10 protein-coding genes are annotated in these 18,562 nt (G+C 69.4%); 1 reads left to right on the top strand and 9 read right to left on the bottom strand.

Annotated elements, in window-relative coordinates:
- Positions 1 to 92: 92 nt before the first annotated feature.
- The 9 genes from F4Y45_16920 to F4Y45_16880 form a co-directional block, all read right to left on the bottom strand.
- Positions 93 to 986: an acyl-CoA desaturase gene (locus tag F4Y45_16920; GenBank protein MXY26187.1), complete on the bottom strand. Its 894-nt coding sequence runs from the start codon at positions 984 to 986 to the stop codon at positions 93 to 95.
- A 146-nt stretch (positions 987 to 1,132) separates the two neighbouring features.
- A complete protein-coding gene (locus tag F4Y45_16915; protein ID MXY26186.1) occupies positions 1,133 to 1,609 on the bottom strand; it encodes a universal stress protein in 477 nt (158 codons plus the stop codon).
- A gap of 3 nt (positions 1,610 to 1,612) precedes the next feature.
- Positions 1,613 to 5,170 carry a hypothetical protein gene (locus F4Y45_16910; GenBank protein ID MXY26185.1) on the bottom strand — a complete coding sequence of 1,186 codons (3,558 nt, stop codon included), beginning with the start codon at positions 5,168 to 5,170 and terminating at the stop codon, positions 1,613 to 1,615.
- Entirely contained in the window at positions 5,167 to 6,855 is a 1,689-nt protein-coding gene (locus tag F4Y45_16905) for a CRTAC1 family protein (protein MXY26184.1), read from the bottom strand. The genes F4Y45_16910 and F4Y45_16905 overlap by 4 nt, the downstream gene beginning before the upstream one ends.
- A 28-nt stretch (positions 6,856 to 6,883) precedes the next feature.
- Positions 6,884 to 9,745, bottom strand: a complete 2,862-nt coding sequence (locus F4Y45_16900; protein MXY26183.1) for a tetratricopeptide repeat protein — start codon at positions 9,743 to 9,745, stop codon at positions 6,884 to 6,886.
- Between the two features lie 55 nt (positions 9,746 to 9,800).
- The gene (locus tag F4Y45_16895; GenBank protein MXY26182.1) at positions 9,801 to 10,808 is read right to left on the bottom strand and encodes a VWA domain-containing protein; all 1,008 of its coding nucleotides are present in this window, start codon (positions 10,806 to 10,808) and stop codon (positions 9,801 to 9,803) included.
- 31 nt (positions 10,809 to 10,839) lie between these two features.
- Positions 10,840 to 11,037 carry a hypothetical protein gene (locus tag F4Y45_16890; protein ID MXY26181.1) on the bottom strand — a complete coding sequence of 66 codons (198 nt, stop codon included), beginning with the start codon at positions 11,035 to 11,037 and terminating at the stop codon, positions 10,840 to 10,842.
- 109 nt (positions 11,038 to 11,146) lie between these two features.
- Positions 11,147 to 12,808, bottom strand: coding sequence for a tetratricopeptide repeat protein (locus tag F4Y45_16885; GenBank protein MXY26180.1), 1,662 nt, complete (start codon positions 12,806 to 12,808; stop codon positions 11,147 to 11,149).
- A gap of 159 nt (positions 12,809 to 12,967) precedes the next feature.
- The gene (locus F4Y45_16880) at positions 12,968 to 14,752 is read right to left on the bottom strand and encodes a CRTAC1 family protein (GenBank protein ID MXY26179.1); all 1,785 of its coding nucleotides are present in this window, start codon (positions 14,750 to 14,752) and stop codon (positions 12,968 to 12,970) included.
- 11 nt (positions 14,753 to 14,763) lie between these two features.
- On the opposite strand from F4Y45_16880, the gene F4Y45_16875 reads away from it, so the two are divergent.
- Positions 14,764 to 18,510 carry a tetratricopeptide repeat protein gene (locus F4Y45_16875; protein MXY26178.1) on the top strand — a complete coding sequence of 1,249 codons (3,747 nt, stop codon included), beginning with the start codon at positions 14,764 to 14,766 and terminating at the stop codon, positions 18,508 to 18,510.
- Positions 18,511 to 18,562 lie beyond the last annotated feature (52 nt).

The raw sequence follows: 18,562 nt of genomic DNA, 5'->3' as shown, positions 1-18,562 counted from the left end.
ACGCCGGCACCGACTGTTGTTCTTGGGCCGGCCTGGAGGCCGGCGAACCTTGGGATTCCCTTGCCGGCCTGGAGGCCGGCGGACCATTGGATCTAACCTTGGCGGTTGCCTTCGCGCAATACGTCGGCTGACGGCCCCCGCACGTCCCAGACCAACCGGAGCCAGGACAGCAGCACGACGCCGTAGTGCGTCAGATCGATCTCCCACCAGTAGAAGCCCTGCCGCTCCGACGCCGGGTACCGGTGGTGATTGTTGTGCCACCCCTCGCCTGCCGTGACAAGCGCCAGCCAGAAGCTGTTCCGGCTGTTGTCACGCGTCACGTAACGGCGGCTGCCGACGGTGTGGCCGATCGAGTTGACCGCGAACGTGCAGTGATACAGCAGCGTCGTGCTGCACAGGAGACCGACCACGACCAGTTGCGGTCCATTCGTCCCCAGTGCCGGGTATGCCGCCGCGAGCCACGCGCCAAGCAGGAAGAGCGCGACACCCAGGCTGACCGGCGCGACGTAGTGGTTTGCGTCGAGCCAGCGCAGCTCCCGGTAGGCCGCGAAGTCGCGGATCCACTCGATCCGTGTCCGATCGTTGCGCTTGCTCATGATCCAACCGGCATGGGCCCAGAGGATCCCCCTGACACCGGGCGGGTGGACATCCTCGGCGGTGTCCGAGTGGCGGTGGTGCCACCGGTGGTGGCCCGCCCACCAGAGCGGCCCGCGCTGCGCCGCCGACGCGCCGAGCCACGCCAGGACGAACTGAAAGACCCGGCTCGTCTTGAACGCGCGGTGACAGAAGTAGCGGTGGTAGCCGGCGGTCAGGCCGAACATCCGCGCGGCCAGGGTAACGGCCCCAACCGCTAGTGCGAACTCTGAGACACCGGTCCAGAAGACGGCAAGGCATCCGAGTTGCAGCAGGATGAAGGGCAGATTGCGCAACCAGTCAATCTGATCGGGCTCCGCGGCCGCCTCCGTCTCCGTCAAAGCCCCAGTCACGTTCACGTCCGCCACCGCGCACCCCTTCCCTACTGACGGCCTTTCAGGATTGATTCGACCGCGCCAAACCGAGGGATCTTACCGCAGCCGGGTAAGGGACCGTCACCGCCTCGATCCACCATGACGCAGTCGGCCGGGTTCTGCTGTCAGGCGACCGTCATCACCGGCATGGTCGGCATGATGAACTCGTAGCCCGGATGGCGCACCGTGAGGACCGGACAGGGCGCCTTGCGGACCACCTTCTCGGCAACGCTGCCGAGCAGCATGTGCTTCACGGCCCCGCGGCCGTGAGTACCCATGACGATCAGGTCGATGCCGTTCCCGCTGGCGTACTTCAGGATCTCCACGAAGTCGTGACCCACCGCCGTCACCCGTTCGATCGTCACACCCTCGATCGCTATGTCCTGCAGGCGCTGGTCCGAATCCGCTTCCCACGTTCTCAGAAGGTCGGGGATGACCATCCCGGTAGCCTCACCCGCCCAGCCCTGGGCTACGGGATCCGGCACGACGTGCAACAGGTGCACTTCCGCGCCGAACGTCTGCGCCAGGTCGCGGGCGTAGTCCAGGGCGTGCTGCGCCGTCTCGCTGAAGTCGGTCGGCACGAGGATCCTGTCGAGCTTCATCGTTCACCTCTCCAGGCGCCGGAGACCGCGCAGGTACTGATCCGGCGCGACCCAGCGGGTGTGGTAGCGCTCCCAGTCCTTCGGGTAGCGCTGGTAGACCGGGTCGTCCTCCAGCGTCGGGTACGGCTCGCGTGGATAGTCGGGCGTGTCGTGCGACGGCATCGGGCCGACCGTCTTGGCATGGGCGGTATTGAAGTCGCCGTCCTTGACCCAGCCATCGCCAATCAGGATGAAGTCGCGGCGCCAGCCGGCGGGCGGTTCGGGCGGCGCGTCGAACCGGAGGCGGAGCTCGTCGCCGGCGTTCAGGATCGCGTAGCGGTCGTCCACCTCCGTCAGCAGTTCGCGGACGTCGCCGAAGCGCGTATGGAAGCCGACCAGGTCGCGCCAGATCGGGCGAATGGTAGCAAGCTCGTAGCGCGGAATCTCGATCCGGCGCGGCCCGATGAAGTCGGTGACGTTGTAGCCACGGTAGCGCAGGTCGGCGACGTCCGCCAGCAGGCGCGTAGTGGTTCCCGTCTCCGCCGCGGCGGCGGCATGGGCGATACGATCGAAGTAGATCTCCAGGTTCGTGTGCAGGCGCAGGCGGGTCGGAACGGTTCCGTCGGCGCGGCGCACGAGCGGGATCACCATCGTCTTCCATTTGCCGGCCGGGAAGCCGACATCCGCGTGCATGACCGTCCAGGCGCCGTCCGGCCCCTGCGCCTCCACGCGAACGCCCTGCGGGGGCGGCAACGTGCTCTGGCCGAGGGCGACGTTGATGCTGCTGTCGGTCGGATAGATCCAGCCGAAGGCAAGCAGGTAGACGTCCCCGTCAGCCGGCATCGGCCCGGCGGCGGTGTCGAGCTCGATCTCCAGGTAGTGGTCGCGGGTAATGCCCTGGTGCCATCCCCGCTCGAACGTTGCAACGTACTCGTCGTCCCGTTTGCGCACGAGCGCGGTCACGTCGACCCCCTTGTCGTCGACGGCCCGTGCAACCGGGTGCGACACGCCGGTGACGAATGGCCGCAACGGCGCCGGATCGCGCGCGAACCGCTCGTCGACGTACAGCTCGGTCTCCGGCGGATGATCCACCACCACGAGCGAGACGTGGTCGACGAAGTGGCTCTCCCACAACTCGGCCGTGATCCGCAGGTCGTACTGCCCGTCGCGCGCCGCCAGTTGATCGCCGCGGACCAGCACCCAGTCCTCGGTCTGCGTCACGCCGGCCGTGTCCTGCGCGTTGATTCGCATTCCGAGGGGAGATCGCCAGAGGAAATCGGTGACGAAGCGCACCGACTCGCCGTCATGGGCGAAGAGCCACGGGCACGACCCCTTGAGCCGCTGCTCGGCGACGAAGACATCCCGCGAGGCCAGCTCGAAGTCCGCCTGCATCACGCCGTTCGGCCAGACGACCCGCGCGACGTCGATGCGCGGCCGCGTTCCGAGGCCGAAGTGAACCGGTCCCCCGGTCATCACCTGTTTCTGGACCAGGAGTCCGGCGCGCGCCTCCATCTCGCCCCCGACCCCGAACGAGTTGATCCGCTGATCGCCGGCGGCCACGTTGGCGCGGGGGAATATCTGATGCCAGCCGTAGCCGGCGCTTCCCTGCCCCAGGAGCCGGACTGGCGCGCTGCCGTCGAGACCGGCGAAGTCGATCCAGCCGTCCCCGTTGAGGTCGCTGGTGGCGAACACCTGGACGCCGGCCACGCTGGCGACGGGGTCGGAGTCCAGCTCCGACCGTTCGTCCGCCAGCCAGATCTCGGTGCCGGCGGGGCCGGATCCGGCGAGGTCGAGCGAGCCGTTGTTATCGAAGTCGGCGAGCAGCAGGCGGTACGAGCCGGCAGCGGCGCCGCCGGGGAATCCGCTCCAGGTCACCACCGCGTCGCGATCCCACGCATCCCACCGATCGGCGACGACACTGCTCCGCCAGACGCTTCCCGATCCGTCGAGCGACACGAGGTCGAGCCGGCCGTCGGCGTTCAGGTCACCCAGCGCGATGGCAACCGCCTGCTCCGCCGGATCGGGCGCCGGCCACGGAGCGAACCGGCCCGCCTGCAGGTTCTCCATCACCTGGAGGCCGCCCTCGGCATCGAGGAGCACCGCGTCCGGGTCTCCGTCGAAGTCGAGGTCTCCCCAGACGAAGCCGCGAAGGCCCGGCATGTCGGGGAACGGCCGGACCGTCCGCCAGGTCCCGTCGGCGTTGTTGCGAGCCACCCAGGGTGACGCGGAGTCCGGGCCGACGACCATGTCGAGATCCCCGTCCATCTCCACGTCGGCGGCCCAGACACCGTGAAGCACGAGGTCGGCGGCCACGGCCGGCGCGTCGGTCGACTCGTCCGCCGCCGGGGGCGTCATCTCGGCGAACGTCCCGTCCTCGCCCTGCACCAGCAGACGGAGGCCGTCGCCGCCCGCGAGGGCCAGATCCATCCGGTAGTCGCTGTCCCAGTCGAGCGGGAGCAGGCCGTCCGGCGCCGGCGGCGTCCCGGCCGCGCCAACCGGAAAGTCGAACACCGCGCCGGCGACCGCCGCATCCGGGCCAACGGGCCGCACTGCTTCGGCGTCCGCCGCGAAGATCGCGGCGGCGCGATCATCGGCCGGCGGGACGATCGTCACGGTGGCGGGGGCGCCCGCCGCTCCCTCGAGCGGCTCCTGCACGTAGGCGAGCGTCCGATCCGGCGGCGACGCATCCGGCGACGGCGACGGCAGTGTCAGGAACCGGTTGAACGGCTCGGCGATCTGCTCCGCGCTGACACTTACCAGCGCCAGGTCCTCGCGGAAGGTGGCGGTGCGAACCAGCACGTTCCGGAGGAGCTGCGCGAAGGTCGCCGCCCGCGCCAGGTCGTCCCCACCGGCCGCGGTCTCCAGCGCGTCGAGCTGCGCGACCGCGAGGGCCGGCCAGGCGCCGCTCGCAGCCCGCAGGCGTCCCAGCGTGTCGTCCACCACCGGGGCGTCGTCCGCCGCCGCGGCCCAGCGTATCCGCTCGAGCAGCACGGCCAGGTTGCCGGGACGACCGGACACTACTTCCTCGAGCCACGTCCGGGCCTCGGCCAACACCGCCGCATCTCCCGAACGCTCCAGCTCCTGCGCCAGGGCGAAACGGGCGCGCAGATGACCGTCGTCCAGCTCCGCCGCACGCCGGTAGTGCGTCACCGCTTCGTCCGCCAGTCCTGCGAAGCTCGCCAACTGCCCCTGCACGTAGGCGACCTCGGCGCTGTCGGGCGCCAGCGTCGCCGCCGCATCCAGCGCGGCGGTCGCGCCGGTGTCGTTGCCCATCACCGTCTCGGCTATCGCCAGGTTCGCCTGCACGGCCGGCTCGTCCGGTGCGAGCTCGGCCGCTTCCACGAAGCCGTCACGGGCCTCGTCCAGCAGGCCGACTTCGAGCGACGCCAACGCGCGGTAGAAGACCCGCACTGTTTCCTGGTACTCGGGCGAGGCTCCACCCGGGCCGCCTGCCCCCAGAAGCCACCAGGCGAGCACATGGCCCGCCACCAGAGCGGCGACGAACAGTCCCGCCAAATGCAGCGCACGACCCACACCGGTCTCAGGCGGCTTGATGAAGGATGGTGAAATCGATCCGGTCACTGATTTCTCCGTTCGATTGGGATGGTCTCCACGATGCCTGCCCCCTGGCCGATCACGATCTCCCGGTTCGCCTCCACCGCCCCGAGATCATCGACCGCACCGCCCGGCCAGACGATGCGGACATTGTCGGCGCGGGCGGCGGCGCCCAGACCGACGGTGACGGGCAGCTCGCTCTGCGACGCGTAACTCGATCCCGACTTGACCACGCGCCGCCGCGTCTCGCCGCCAACCGTGGCTTCCACCCGCGCTCCGATGCCGCTCCGGTTGGCGCCGGTCCCGCGCAGCGTCAGGCGGATCAGGTTTGCAGCGCCGTTCAGGTCGTTCCGAAGCAGGCGCGCCGGACCGCCGTTCACGGTGACGATGATGTCGAGGTCGCCATCGCGGTCGTAGTCGGCGTACGCCGCGCCCCGCCCCACCATCGGCGCCGCGAGCGCGTCGCCACCGTCAGTCACCTCCTCGAACCGTCCGCCGCCGGTGTTGTGGAACAGCTGCGGGGCCTGCGCGTGCGTGACGCGTGACTGTAGCCGTTCGACATCGTCCGCCACGTGGCCGTTCGCGGCGAAGATGTCCAGACGGCCGTCCAGATCGGCATCGAAGAAAAAACAGCCGAAGGTGAGCGTCAGGAGCGTCGCCCGGCCGAGCGCCGAGCGGGGCGCCTCGTCCAGGAAGAGCCCGCCCTCGTTGTGGAACAGCGCCATCATCTCGTTCGAGAAGTGACCGATCACGAGGCTGGGACGTCCCGAGTCGTCGTAGTCCGCGGCGTCCACGCCCATCCCGGCCCGCGCCACCCCCGTTTCGCTGTAGGCGACGCCGGCAACGACACCGATGTCTTCGAACGTGCCGTCACCCTGGTTGCGAAACAGCTGATCCGGCTCCGTGTCGTTCGCGACGAACAGGTCCATCCGGCCGTCGTCGTCGGCATCCAGCATCGCGACGCCGAGACCCTTGGAGGTCGGCGTCGAGACGCCGGCGGCCACCGTCACGTCCTCGAACGTGCCGTCACCCTGGTTGCGGTAGAGGGTGCCGGACTGTCCCCTGTATGACTCGGGCGTGCAGTAGGACTTCGTCGAACCGTCGAGCGTGCAGAAGAGGTCCGTCTCGGCCGACCACTCGACGTAGTTGACGACGAACAGATCCAGGTCACCGTCCGCGTCGTAGTCCCACCAGATCGCGCTCGTGGAGAATCCTGGATCGCCGACACGTGCCGCCACCGTCGCATCCTCGAACGTGCCGTCGCCCCGGTTGCGGTAGAGCCGGTTCGGACCGAGGGCGGTGACGTACAAGTCCACGTCACCATCGTTGTCGTAGTCGGCCGCTGCCCCACCGATGCCGTAGAGCGGCTCGTCCAGGCCGGCCATGGCGGCAGCTTCGGTGAACGTGCCGTCGGTGTCGTTGCGGTAGAAGGCGGACGGTGTCGCGGCGCCCCGCCCCGGCCAGTTGGTCGAGTTCACGAGGAAGAGGTCCTGCCAGCCGTCGCCATCGGCGTCGATCCAGACGGCGCCGCCCCCGAGCGTCTCGGGCAGGTACTTCTCACCGAACGCGCCGGTCGTGTGCGTGAAGTCGATGCCGGCGGCGGCGGTGGCGTCGCTGAAGGTGACCGGCGGGGCGGCCGTCACCGGCGAGAATGCAAACCAGACCGCCGCGGCGGCCCCGACGCTGCCTGCACCTGTCAGTTGCCGTCTCAACCCGCGTCGATCATATCAACCGGCATGGTCAATGCTCGTGGATCATCTGGCGCTCGTTGTTGTCCTCGGGAGAGGCGCGGCGGAAGGGGCCGGTTATCGCCTGGGCCGACTCGTCGGCGGTGAAGCGCTCGTAGCGCGCCTGCGCCTCGGCCGCTTCCTCCATCCGTTGGGCGCCCCGGTACGCCAGCATCATCGTGTAGTGCGCCTGCAGATCCTCCGGGTCGATGCGAAGCACCGCCTCCAGCGTCGAAACGGCCTCGTCGTAGCGGCGTTCGAGGAAATGCAGACGGCCGATCTCGTTCAGGACCACCCGGTCGCGCGGAAAGACGGCGCGGGCCTCCTCGAATGCCGCGAGCGCTTCGTCGTACCGGCCGAGCGCGCGCAGCGCCACGCCACGGAAATAGCCGGTCCGCGCCGGCGAGATGCCGAGACGCATCGCCTCGTCGAGCAACGGGAGGGCCAGTTCGACCTCGCCCTCCTCGAGGTGCACACGGGCCAGGTTGAACGGGCCTTCGCCCCACTCCGGGGCGACCGCCATCACCTCGCGGAAGGCCCCCTCGGCGCCTCGCAGGTCGCCCTGCAGGAGCAGGCCGATGCCGTAGTCGTTCCACCGCCCGCGCAGAAGGTCGCCGGACGGCGGCGTCCCGGACGCGCCTGACGTGTCCGACGCCGCCGCATCCGCCGCCAGGGCCTCCGGCAGCGGCGCGTCGGCGTCCACCACTTCGAGCGTCGCCTCCGCTTCCGCCATCACCGTCGTGGGAATGTCCGGGATCGCCTTTATTCCCCCCGACACATTGGATGTGTCCCCGGTGAAGGACCACTCGGCGTCGTCATGATCCGGCGCCGGGGGCGGCGCGTTCGGATCGCGCACGCCGGCGTACGCCCACTGCGTGTTGTACCAGGCGAACTTCCGGTAGTTCACCTTCGCGCGCAGGTGGATGCGCTCGCCCGCATCGGGCGGAACCTGCAGCCGGTAGTGGACGGTGTCGGCGGCGCCCGGCGGTATCAGCCGAACGTAGGCCACGGAACGAGTCATCCAGGCGTTGCGCTTGTTGATCGGATTGCCGTGGCCGTCAAGCTGCAGGCTGCGGTAGAAGTGCGCCGAGGGATCGACGGGGCCGCTTCCACCGTCCGCCGCCGCCCCACTGTGCAGGAGGACGCGCCCGTTGTCGTCCACCGCCTCGAACTCCACCCAGACATCGAAGGCGTCGACGGTGCCGCCCGGGAAGAAATGGCCGACCTTGCGGGTACGCACCACCACCTCCACCCGGACCGATTCGTCCCGCCGAACCGCCACCGGCCGGACGTCGAGCGGCGCGGTCACTTCCGCCAACGGCACCGCGACACCCATCCGGGCGCCGAAGCTGGCCGACTCCTCACCCACCGCGAACGTGCTCGACAGCGTCGGCTCGGCGGCGCGCCGCGCCTGCGCCGGCGGGGCGGCTGGCGCTTCGACCCGCGCGATGCCGAAGATGTCGATCGTCACCTGCCCGTCGCGGAGGAACTCCTGCACCGTGCGCAACTGCTCGTCGTGTCCATTGACGAACGGCAGCGCCGTGTTCGCGCCCGGGAAGCGGTGCGACCGGACGAATCCGTTGTCCGCCGCCGGATCGTCCGACGGGACGAGCGGCATGTGGCAACTGTTGCAGGTCTGCGGCGTCGCCGGATAATAGAAGGAGCGCGCCCCCTCTCCCGAGACGCCGGACGCCTGCCAGTTGTCGTACTCGTTGAAGCCGCGGATCCAGCGGTAGTCGTTCACCGGGACGTCGAGGTGCACCTTGTGGCACGACGAGCAGAAGTCGGCCTGCTGATCGGTGTGGAACGGCTTGAGGAACGTCCGGCGATGCGGCTCGGGAGCCAGCTCCGTCACCAGGTCGTGCGCCCAGCGGATGGGCGGGAACTCGCTCGCGGCCAGGTCATGCATCGCGGGGTACTCGATGACGAAGTCGCCCTGCCCCATCGTGCCGCCGACATGGACGATGGAGTGGCACGACGTGCAGCCCAGCCCGGCCTGCGCCTCCGGCGTATCGATCTGCTCGCGGGCCGGCCGTTCGAACCGGCCGTTGAAGAACATCGCGTGGTCGTGACAGCCGGCGCACCACTTCGACGGTTGGGTGCCGACGACGTCCTGCATGTACTCGATGGAGCGGCGGTACCACTGGTTGTTGAACGACGCGAAATGATGCGCCGACTCGTTCCATTGGTCGTAGATGTCGCCGTGACACCGGCCGCACATCTCGCTCGTAAGGAAGAAGTCGGACGGGATCAGGTCGCCCGTGGTGCTTCGGGCCGACGACGGAAAGAACGGCGAGCCGGCGCCCGCCCCTTCGTCTTCCATCGACACGGGCGGAAGCTGCGGGTTCTCGATGGCGTACGCCGCGCGCCAGCCGGCGTCGTGCCGGTCGCGCAGCGCCGGGGTCAAGGCGCCCGCCAGCGCCAGCGCCGCAATCCCTCCCCGAATCGCCCACCGGCGGGCCCGCTCGCCTTCCACGGCCCGCCAGACGTGGACCGCGATGAGCAGCGCGCCGGCGGACGAGGCCGCCACGTGCAGACCCAGAAGCCAGGTCCAGGGACGGGTCGCACCGGTCGCGAGAACGCCTGCCCCCAGCAGGAACCCAGCGGCGCTCGCGCCGATCCCGAGCGCCAGGAGCGGTCCCGTTCCACCGTCCGCCGCGGAGGCGGCCGGCGCCCGCCAGCGTCGGACCACCCAGATCGCGCCAGCGATCCCCCAGACCAGGCCGAGGGCGGGATGGGCAAGAACCGTCAGGACATAGAGAAACGCGGCGTCGGGCCATGCCGCGAGCACGATGCCGGTCGCGACAAGCAGCGCCAATCCGACGGAAAGGACGTCCGGTCCTGTCGAGGCGAGTCTTCGGACAAGGCCGGTCATTGGCGTGACGCACTCAGCGCGACGCGCGTACTCATCACGACTGCACGCGCCGGCTTCACCTTACGAGAGTGACGCGGACCGAGACGTCGTCGCGGGCGACACCGATGCCGATCTCCCGCTCGTCAGTGCCTTCATCATTCGGCGGACTGTGGTAAGTGAGGATGTACTGGGCCAGGATTTCGTTCGCCAGATCGAGCAACGGCTCGTCGAGCCCGGCGCTCGCGTAGAGGTTCGTCAGGCGCCCACCGGTCCGGTCCGATACTGTTTCGAAGAGTTGGAGCCAGTCACGGGTCTGCTGTGCCGACATCCCGGTCCGGAGCGCATTGTCCAGGGGGCTCCTGAAGACCGCGTTACGGTCGGAGGCCCCGCGGGTGATCACGTCGAACGACTCCCTGCTCCTGAGCGCAATGATGTGCACCGGGGCGCCTACCGCCTGCATCACGCCAATCACGTCATCGACGGATCGCGTCGTGCTCGCCGGGGAGACTTCCGCGAACGTGCTCGCGAGCTGATCCGAGGCCACCACGACCAGCGCAGGCCGTGACGGCTGACGATCGCGGAGATCGATGGCCGCACCCATCAAGGCATCCTGAAAACGGGGTACGGCGTCCTCCGTCGGAAACAGATCGTCGATCGCCTCCCGCACCCGCGTCAGCTCCGTTGTCGGAGGGACGACGCGTACCGGAAGGTCGCCGAAGGTAACAAGCGTCATCCTCGCCTGGCCGTTCAGGGCGTCGACGAACGCGTTCAGCGCCGGGCGCAGATGCGTCGTCGCTGGCACCATGGCCGCGCTGGTATCTACCAGAAGGGTGATGTCCGCCGGACCGCCGGCGCGCGACAGGTAGAGCACCTCGCGTCGCACGCCGTCCTCCGTCACCTGCACGTCGGAGGGCCGGAGATCCACGACCGGCTGCCCATCCTCGTCGAGCACGGTCAGGTACAACTGCTCCGCCGACTGCGCGCCCGTAGTCGAGGCGGCCGTCCACAGCCCGGCAACCACCGCTGCCGCGAAGACACCCGCCACGACGACAACGCTTCTCCGAGACCGTTTCATTCCGTTCATGACGGCCCTCCCGCGTGGGCAGCTTCCACCGTTACGATTGCGCGGCGTCGGAATCCGGGCGCCCGAACAGCGAGCCCTCGAGAATCCCTTCAACGCGCGCCATCCGCTCGCGGAGTTCGCCGACTTGCGACCGCAATTCGCGGAGCTCGGTACCCAGGAACGCCGCGAGTGAAACCCCGACGATGACGATGGTCAAGATAATGCTGATGACGGATGTCAGTTCGGTCATGTCGTTTCCCCTACTCGCCTGCTGAGTCCGGGGATCCGTCACGCAAGAATCGTTCCGCCCCTCAGGGCGTCAACGAGCATTATGACACTGTACGGGCGTTAGGAGCCTCCTACGGCATGGCGTCGGGCGGCCACGGAGTTCGGCACGGCCGGTTCCGCTCGTAGAGTTCGAGATTGACCCGGAGGCGGTCGGCGAGGGAGGGAAGCTGCGCCGCTTCAGCCGCGCCAATCAGTTCCCGCTGAATGGACGCCGCCTGGGCGAACTCTCCCAGTTCGGCGAGTGTCATGGCCATCGTCTCGCCTAGATCGATCGTCGGCGTCGTCTGTCGTTCGGTCAACTGCTCCACCAGGTCGAGGGCCCGCTGACCATCGCGGATCCCGTCGTCCGGGGACGCCACCATCAGGCGCGCAAGCGCGTGCGGGAAGGCGATCTCCTCCGGAAACGCGGCAGCCGCGGTCTCCAGGCGGTTGAACGCCTCGCGCCAGCGGCCCAACTGCACCAACGCCATCGCGTAGCCGAAGCGCGCCTCGATCACGTTCGGATCGACGTCCAGAACCGTCTGGTAGTGATCGAGCGCCCCGGCCGGGTTGCCGGACTGCCGCAGGCTGACGGCGAGGCGCAGGCTGACCTCCGGATCGCCGGGGCGGTACCGGAGCGCCGTCTCGAACCGTTCCACCGCGTCGCCATAGCGTCCCGCTCCCTGCAACAGCACGCCGATGCTGTAGTGCGCGGCATGGTAATCAGGCGCGTCGCGGGTGATTGCCTCGAACTCCGCCAGCGCCGCCTCGAGGTCCCCCTGCATGACGAGGGCGGTGCCCAGCCGGTGACGTAGCGACGGGTCGGTCGGATTCAACTCGAGGGCCTGGCGAAACTCCGCCTCGGCGGCCTCCCACTCCTCCCGCTCCAGCGCCGCCTCGCCCGAGGACGCGAAGGTCCCGGCGCTGTTCAGCATCGCGTCGAGTTCCGCCATCAGCGGGTCTTCGGGACGCAATTCGGCGTTCTCGCGCCGCATCAGGTGCTCTTCCGCCTTCGTGTCGTTCCCCAATCCGCGATACGCCATGCCCAGGGGATAGTGGATGGCGCCGATATCGGGACTGCGCTCGTGGATCTCCTCCAGCAGATCGACGGCGCGCTGGAAATCCTCCGCCAGGAGCGACGCACGCGCCAGGCCGTAGCGGGCGGAGAGCGAACCGGGCGCGATGACGAGAGACCGCTCGAAGAGCTGGATCGCCTCGTCGGCACGACCCTCCTCCAGGTGGACGTCGCCCAGCCAATAGAGCGTCGTGAGGTCGGACGGCGCCAGCTCCAGGACCTTCTCGAAGTAGCGGGCGGCGCCGGCCAGATCGCCCCGGTCACGCTGGAGATGAGCCAGAAAATAGGGCCAGCGCGGTTCGTCCGGAATCAGCGACGCCGCTTCGAGGAAGCAGGGTTCAGCTTCTTCCGTCAAAAAGGCGGCCATCAGGATCATCCCCATCGATCCGACGGCGATGCCCTGCGCCTGCGCCGGCGCGGCCGCCCGGGCCGCGGCGCGGGGAAAAGCGGCGTGATGCTGCCGGATCTGCTGCTGGACCGACTCGCCCAGGCCGGTCAGATCGGGAAGCGTCTCCGCGCACTGGGCAGGGCCAGAAGCAGGGGCGGTGACTGCATCCCCAAAGCTGGCCGAGGCGGCGCCCGGCGCCGACGCGACATCGGCGACCGGTTCCGGGTCGGACGCGCAGGCGGCGGCAAGCAACAGGCTGGCGAGCAGGGCGACTGGCCTTGACCCGGACATTATGCTGATGCTCCAGCTTACCACCCGGAGTCGGCGCCGAGGCGGTGCGCCGGCGTGCGCCGAGGCGGTGCGCCGGCGTCCACGCCGGCAGTAAGTGCCGGTCTGGAGACCGGCGCACCAGACCGGCGCACCAGACCGCGCTCCGGCCGCCCAGCCCCGTCAGGGAGCGGTACCCTGCTGAAGGGTCGTGTACTGGCCGAGACGAAGATCGCCCCAGGTCTCGGTCGTGCCGTCGGGCCAGATCACCTCGACGGTGGGCGTCTGATCGGACGCGCCGAGGCCAATAACAACTCTCGGGTCGTTGGCGGACGCGTAGCTGCCGTCGGTCCGGACGCGCCGCCAGAGCGTCGGCTGGCCGTCGCGGCGGAGAGCGATTCTCGCCCCCAGCAGATCACGCCCGCCGGTCGTTGCCGGATCACCGACGAGGCGCAGGCCGATCCACTGGTTCCGCGCTCCCACCTGGTTGATCAGCAACTCTGCCGGGCCGGCGTCGTTGCCAATGAGGACATCCGTGTCACCGTCGTTGTCGACATCGCCGAACGCCGCGCCGCGCCCCACCTCGGAGCGGGCAAACGGCGCGCCCGCCTGCGCCGAAACATCGATGAACGTGCCGTCGCCCAGGTTGCGGAAGAGCGTCTTGCGCTGATCGTACGGAAAAGGCCGTCCCGTCTCGGTGCGCGTCGCCATGATCGTGCCGTTCACGGCGAGCAGGTCCAGCCAGCCGTCGTTGTCGTAGTCCATCCAGGTCGTGCCCCAACCCGTGTAGGGCAGACTGCCGGCCCCGAGGCCGGACGGCGTGCTCCGATCCGCGAACCCGCCTTCGCCGTCATTAACGTACAGGTTGTTCCCCTCGCTCGTGATGTGCGTCATGAACAGGTCTTCGTCGCCGTCGTTGTCGAAGTCACCCGCATCGACCCCCATGCTCGCCTCGGCCAGGCCCATGTCGTTCAGCGCCGCCCCGGCCAGCAGCGCCTCGTCACGAAAGGTGCCGTCCCCCTGATTAATCCAGAGGATGTTCTCCGTGGCGTCGTTCGCGACGTAGATGTCCATCCAGCCGTCGTTGTCGTAGTCCGCGGCGACGACGCCGAGCGCGGGCCCGAACTGGGTGCCGGTAATGGCGTCGTCGCTCACGTCGACGAACCGCCCGCCGCCGGTGTTGCGGTACAGGCGATCCGGCATGCCCCCGTACGTCTCGGGCGGGCAGTACTCGCGGGCGCCGGTGACGTTCGTGCACTCGATGGTGTTGGAGAGCGTGTAGTTCACGTTGTAGCCGACGTAGAGGTCGAGATGGCTGTCGCGGTCGTAGTCGACGAACGCGGCGGAAACCCCGAAGCCTTCCGGCGACTGCGCGATTCCCGCGTCGCGCGAAGTGTCGGTAAAGGAACCGTCGCCGTTGTTCCGATAGAGGCGGCTCGGTCCGAAGTTGGTCAGGAGGAGATCGATCCAGCCGTCATTGTCGACATCGCCGGTGGCAATCCCGAGCCCGTAGACGTCGCCGGTGGCGATGCCGCTCGCCTCGGTGACGTCAGTGAATCGGAGCGCGCCGTCGGGGACCAGTTCGTTCCGGAAGAGCCGCCCGCCCGCGGGTTCGCCAGCCGGGGTCGGGATCCAGACGTCGCTCGGCGTCGCAGCCGTATCGAGCATATGGCCCTGCGCGAGGTAGGCGTCCAGGTCGCCGTCGTTGTCGTAGTCGAACAGGCCGACGCCGGGCGGCAGGATCTCCGGATAGAAGTAGCGCCCGGTCGCTCCGTTACGGTGGACAAAGCGCAGGCCCGTTTCGGCTGCGCGGTCGACGAACCAGTCGCCGGAGGCCGCATCGCCGGCGGCGCCGCCCGCCGTCGTGGCGCCTGCCGCTTCTCCGGCACTGTCGGCCGTCCCGTTCCGGTCGGCGCCGCAACCGATGGCGAACGCCAGCAGCAGGAGCAAACGTAACGATCGGGTCACGGCGGGGCAGTATGGCACAGGCCCGGCGAGGCCCCCAACGCGCCAGCTTCTATAATGCGGAAGAGCCTGTGACGGCCCAGCCTCTGCGGTATTTCGGCCAACTGCCCCGCATCGGCCCGGTCGCGGCCGCTATCGCGGTGCTGGCCGGCACACCCATGCCGGCGACTGCCCAAGCCGGCAGCCAGGCGGCGAATACCCCGACGTTCGCGGACGACATCGCGCCGCTCGTCCTGACCCACTGCGCGCCGTGCCACCGTCCGGGCGAGGTGGCGCCGTTTCCGTTGCTTGGCTACGACGACGTCCGGCGGCGGGCGCGGCAAATCGCCGAAGTGACCGCGAGCCGCTACATGCCGCCCTGGAAGCCCGAACCAGGCTACGGCGGACCGTTTGTCGGATCGCGGCGCCTGGCCGACGCCGACGTCGAGCTGTTCCGGCGCTGGGCGGAGGCGGGTACGCCCGCCGGCGATCTGTCGCGACTGCCCGCCACCCCGGAGCCGGCGGCGGAGGGTTGGCGCCTGGGCGAACCGGATGTCATCGTCAGGATGCCGGAACCGTTCGGGGTGCCGGCCGACGGACCTGACACGTTCAGGAACTTCGTCCTTCCGATCCCGATCGACCGGGCGGCGTTCGTGGCCGGCCTGGAGTTCCGCCCCGGCAACGCACGCGTCGCCCACCATGCGAACCTCCGCATCGACCGGTCACGCGCGTCGCGCGAGCTCGACGCCCAGGATCCGCTACCCGGTTACGAAGGACCGATCAGCCCGCAGGCTCACTATCCGGACGGCCACTTCCTCGGCTGGACGCCGGGGCAGTTGCCGCCGCTCGCCGAGCCCGGAATGGCGTGGCGGCTCGAACCAGGAAGCGACTTCGTCATCCAATTGCACATGCAGTCGACGGGCCGGTTCGAGTCGATTCAGTCGAGCGTCGGCCTGTACTTCACCGACGAGCCGCCGGTCCGAACGCCGGTGATGCTGCGCCTGGGCCGGCAGAACATCGACATACCGCCGGGCGACTCGGGCTACGTCATCCGCGACCGCTTCACGTTGCCGGTCGGGGCGGAACTGATCGGCGTGCAGCCGCACGCGCACTTCCGCGCGAGGGAGATCAACGGGCGGGTCGAGTACCCCGACGGGCAGACGGAACACCTGATCCGGATCGAAGACTGGGACTTCAACTGGCAGGACGTCTACCGCTACCGCGACCGTCCATTCCTGCCGGCGGGGACGACGCTGTCGATGGAGTACGTCTACGACAACTCCGCCGACAACCCGCGCAACCCGGATCGGCCGCCGCGCCGTGTGCTCTTCGGACAGTTCTCGAACGACGAGATGGGCGACCTCTGGCTGCAGTTGCTGCCGGGCACGGAAGCGGATCGCGTAACGCTGCAGCGCTCCATCATGCCGAAGATCCTCAACGAGGACATCGTCGGCTACGAGTCGATGCTGATCGCGCAACCCGAGAACGCCGTGCTGCACCGCGACGTGGCGGTCCTCTACATGACCGCCGGCCGGACGGCGGCCGCGGTCGAGCACTACCGGCGGTCGCTGGAGCTGGATCCGGCATCCGCCACCGCGCACTACAACCTGGCGACACTGCTCGCCGCCGGCGGTGGCCTGGAGGAAGCTATCTCGCACTTCCGGCGCGCCGTCGAGCTCCGCCCCGACCACGGCTCTGCGCACAACAACCTGGGCGCGGTGCTGAACGCGGTCGGCCGCGCCAGCGAAGCGCTTGGACACTTCGAGCGGGCCGTCGCCCTGGAACCGGAGAACGCCGCCGCGCACAGCAATCTGGCGAGTGCGCTGGCCGCCGCCGGACGGCGTGAGGAAGCGATCGTGCATTACGAACGCGCCCTGGAACTCGATCCGTCGGACACGGACACACGGGCGGCCCTCGCGCGCCTTCTGGGAGAGGCGGACGGCGCGGGCAGCAACGTGACGTATCACCAGGATGTCGCACCGATCCTGCATGCGCGGTGCGTCGCGTGCCACCGGCCGGGCGCCATCGCGCCGTTCAGCCTGGCGACGTACGCCGACGCCCGCCCGCAGGCGGATCGGATCGCCGCAGCGGCGACCGCGCGGCGCATGCCGCCGTGGAAGCCGACCGGCCCCGCCGGCCGCTTCGTCGGCGAGCGCCGCCTGACCGACGATCAGATCGCCACGCTGACGGCGTGGGCCGCGCGCGGTGCGCCGGCCGGGGAATCACCGGCGGGCGAACCTCCGGCCGGCACCCGGACCGTGACCGCGGCGACGGATGAGGCGGATGGCGCCGACCGGCTTGGGCCGCCGGACCTCGTCGTCACGATGCCCGTCCCCTACCGGCTCGCACCCGGCGGACCGGATGTCTATCGCAACTTCACGCTCCCCGTCCCGCTCGCGGAACGCCGCTGGGTCCGAGCCGTCGAGTTGCGCCCCGGCGCGGGCGGCATGCGCGCCATTCACCATGCCCGCATCATGCTCGACCCGTCCGGCGCGGCCCGCGCCCTTGACGCTGCCGACGCATCCGGACCGGGATACGACGGCCTGATGCTCGATCACGCCCGCTTTCCCCCCGGCCACTTTCTCGGCTGGGCGCCGGGGCGCACGCCTGCCGCCGTCCCGGACGAGATCGCCTGGCCACTCGACCCCGGCGCCGACTTCGTCCTGCAGCTTCACCTGCTGCCCGACGCGAGCGAACGCCTGGACATCCAGCCGGAAGTCGCCCTCCATTTCGCCGACCGGCCCGCGCCGCTCACGCCGGTCTCCGTGCTGTTGACGTCGAAGGCGATCCGGATCCCGGCCGGCGACGACGCGCACGTCATCCAGGACAGCTACCGGCTGCCGGTAGCTGTCGACCTCCTCGCCGTCGCCCCGCACATGCACTACCTGGGCCGACACGTGGAGGCCAATGCAACGCTGCCGGACGGCACCGAGCGCGCCCTGCTCCGGATCGACGACTGGGACTTCAACTGGCAGGACGAATACCGCTACCGCGAGCCGGTCCACCTGCCGGCCGGCACCCGGGTCGCGGTCCGTTTCACGTTCGACAACTCCGCCGGGAATCCCAGCAATCCGAACGACCCGCCCGCGGAGGTCCGTTTCGGGCCATCGGCATCGGATGAAATGGCGGAACTGATGCTGCAGGTCCTACCGGTGGGAGACACGGCCACGCTGCTGGCCAGCCTCGCGGTGAAGGGCGCCCGCGACGACATCCTCGCCTACCAGACGCTGCTGCAAGCGGACCCGGACGACCCTGTCAATCACACCGCCCTCGCGGTCCGCTATCTCGACGTGGGAGAGCATGCCGTCGCCGGCGAGCATCTGACCCGCGCGATCGCACTCGCGCCGGAGTTCGCCGACGCGCACTACAACCTCGGGAGCGTGCGCCTCGCGGAGGGTGATATCCCCGGTGCGATTGCCGCCTTCCGCCGCGCAATCGAACTGCGCCCCGACTACGCGGAAGCGCACAACAACCTGGGCGGCCTGCTGGCGTCGACGGGGGCGGCCGACGAGGCGGCGACGCACTTCCGCGCCGCAATCGAAGCCGACCCGGCGAACGCCGGCGCGCACTTCAACCTGGCCGGTCTCCTCTTCGGGCGCGGCGACACTCGGGCCGCTATCGAGCACTACCGCGCCGCTCTGGAGGTGGCACCGGACGACGCCGACACGCTCTACAACCTGGCGGTCGCGCTGCGCAGCACGGGTGACGACGCCGACGCCGAAGAAGCGGGCGCCCATCACGCCCGCGCGTTGGCCATCGACCCGTCGCTGGCCGCTCGCTAGCTTGGTGCGCCGGCCTCCGGGCCGGCAAGAGAACAACGGTCGATGCCGGCGT

It is taken from the genome of Acidobacteriota bacterium, assembly GCA_009838525.1.
In the GTDB taxonomy this organism is placed as follows: Bacteria; Acidobacteriota; Vicinamibacteria; order Vicinamibacterales; family UBA8438; genus VXRJ01.
This window is presented reverse-complemented; position numbering and strand designations above follow the sequence as displayed.

Coding starts and splice junctions, on each gene's coding strand:
- F4Y45_16915 (MXY26186.1), bottom strand. CDS start 1,609: ATGAAGCTCGACAGGATCCTCGTGCCGACCGACTTCAGCGAGACGGCG.
- F4Y45_16900 (MXY26183.1), bottom strand. CDS start 9,745: ATGACCGGCCTTGTCCGAAGACTCGCCTCGACAGGACCGGACGTCCTT.
- F4Y45_16895 (MXY26182.1), bottom strand. CDS start 10,808: ATGAACGGAATGAAACGGTCTCGGAGAAGCGTTGTCGTCGTGGCGGGT.
- F4Y45_16890 (MXY26181.1), bottom strand. CDS start 11,037: ATGACCGAACTGACATCCGTCATCAGCATTATCTTGACCATCGTCATC.
- F4Y45_16885 (MXY26180.1), bottom strand. CDS start 12,808: ATGTCCGGGTCAAGGCCAGTCGCCCTGCTCGCCAGCCTGTTGCTTGCC.
- F4Y45_16875 (MXY26178.1), top strand. CDS start 14,764: ATGGCACAGGCCCGGCGAGGCCCCCAACGCGCCAGCTTCTATAATGCG.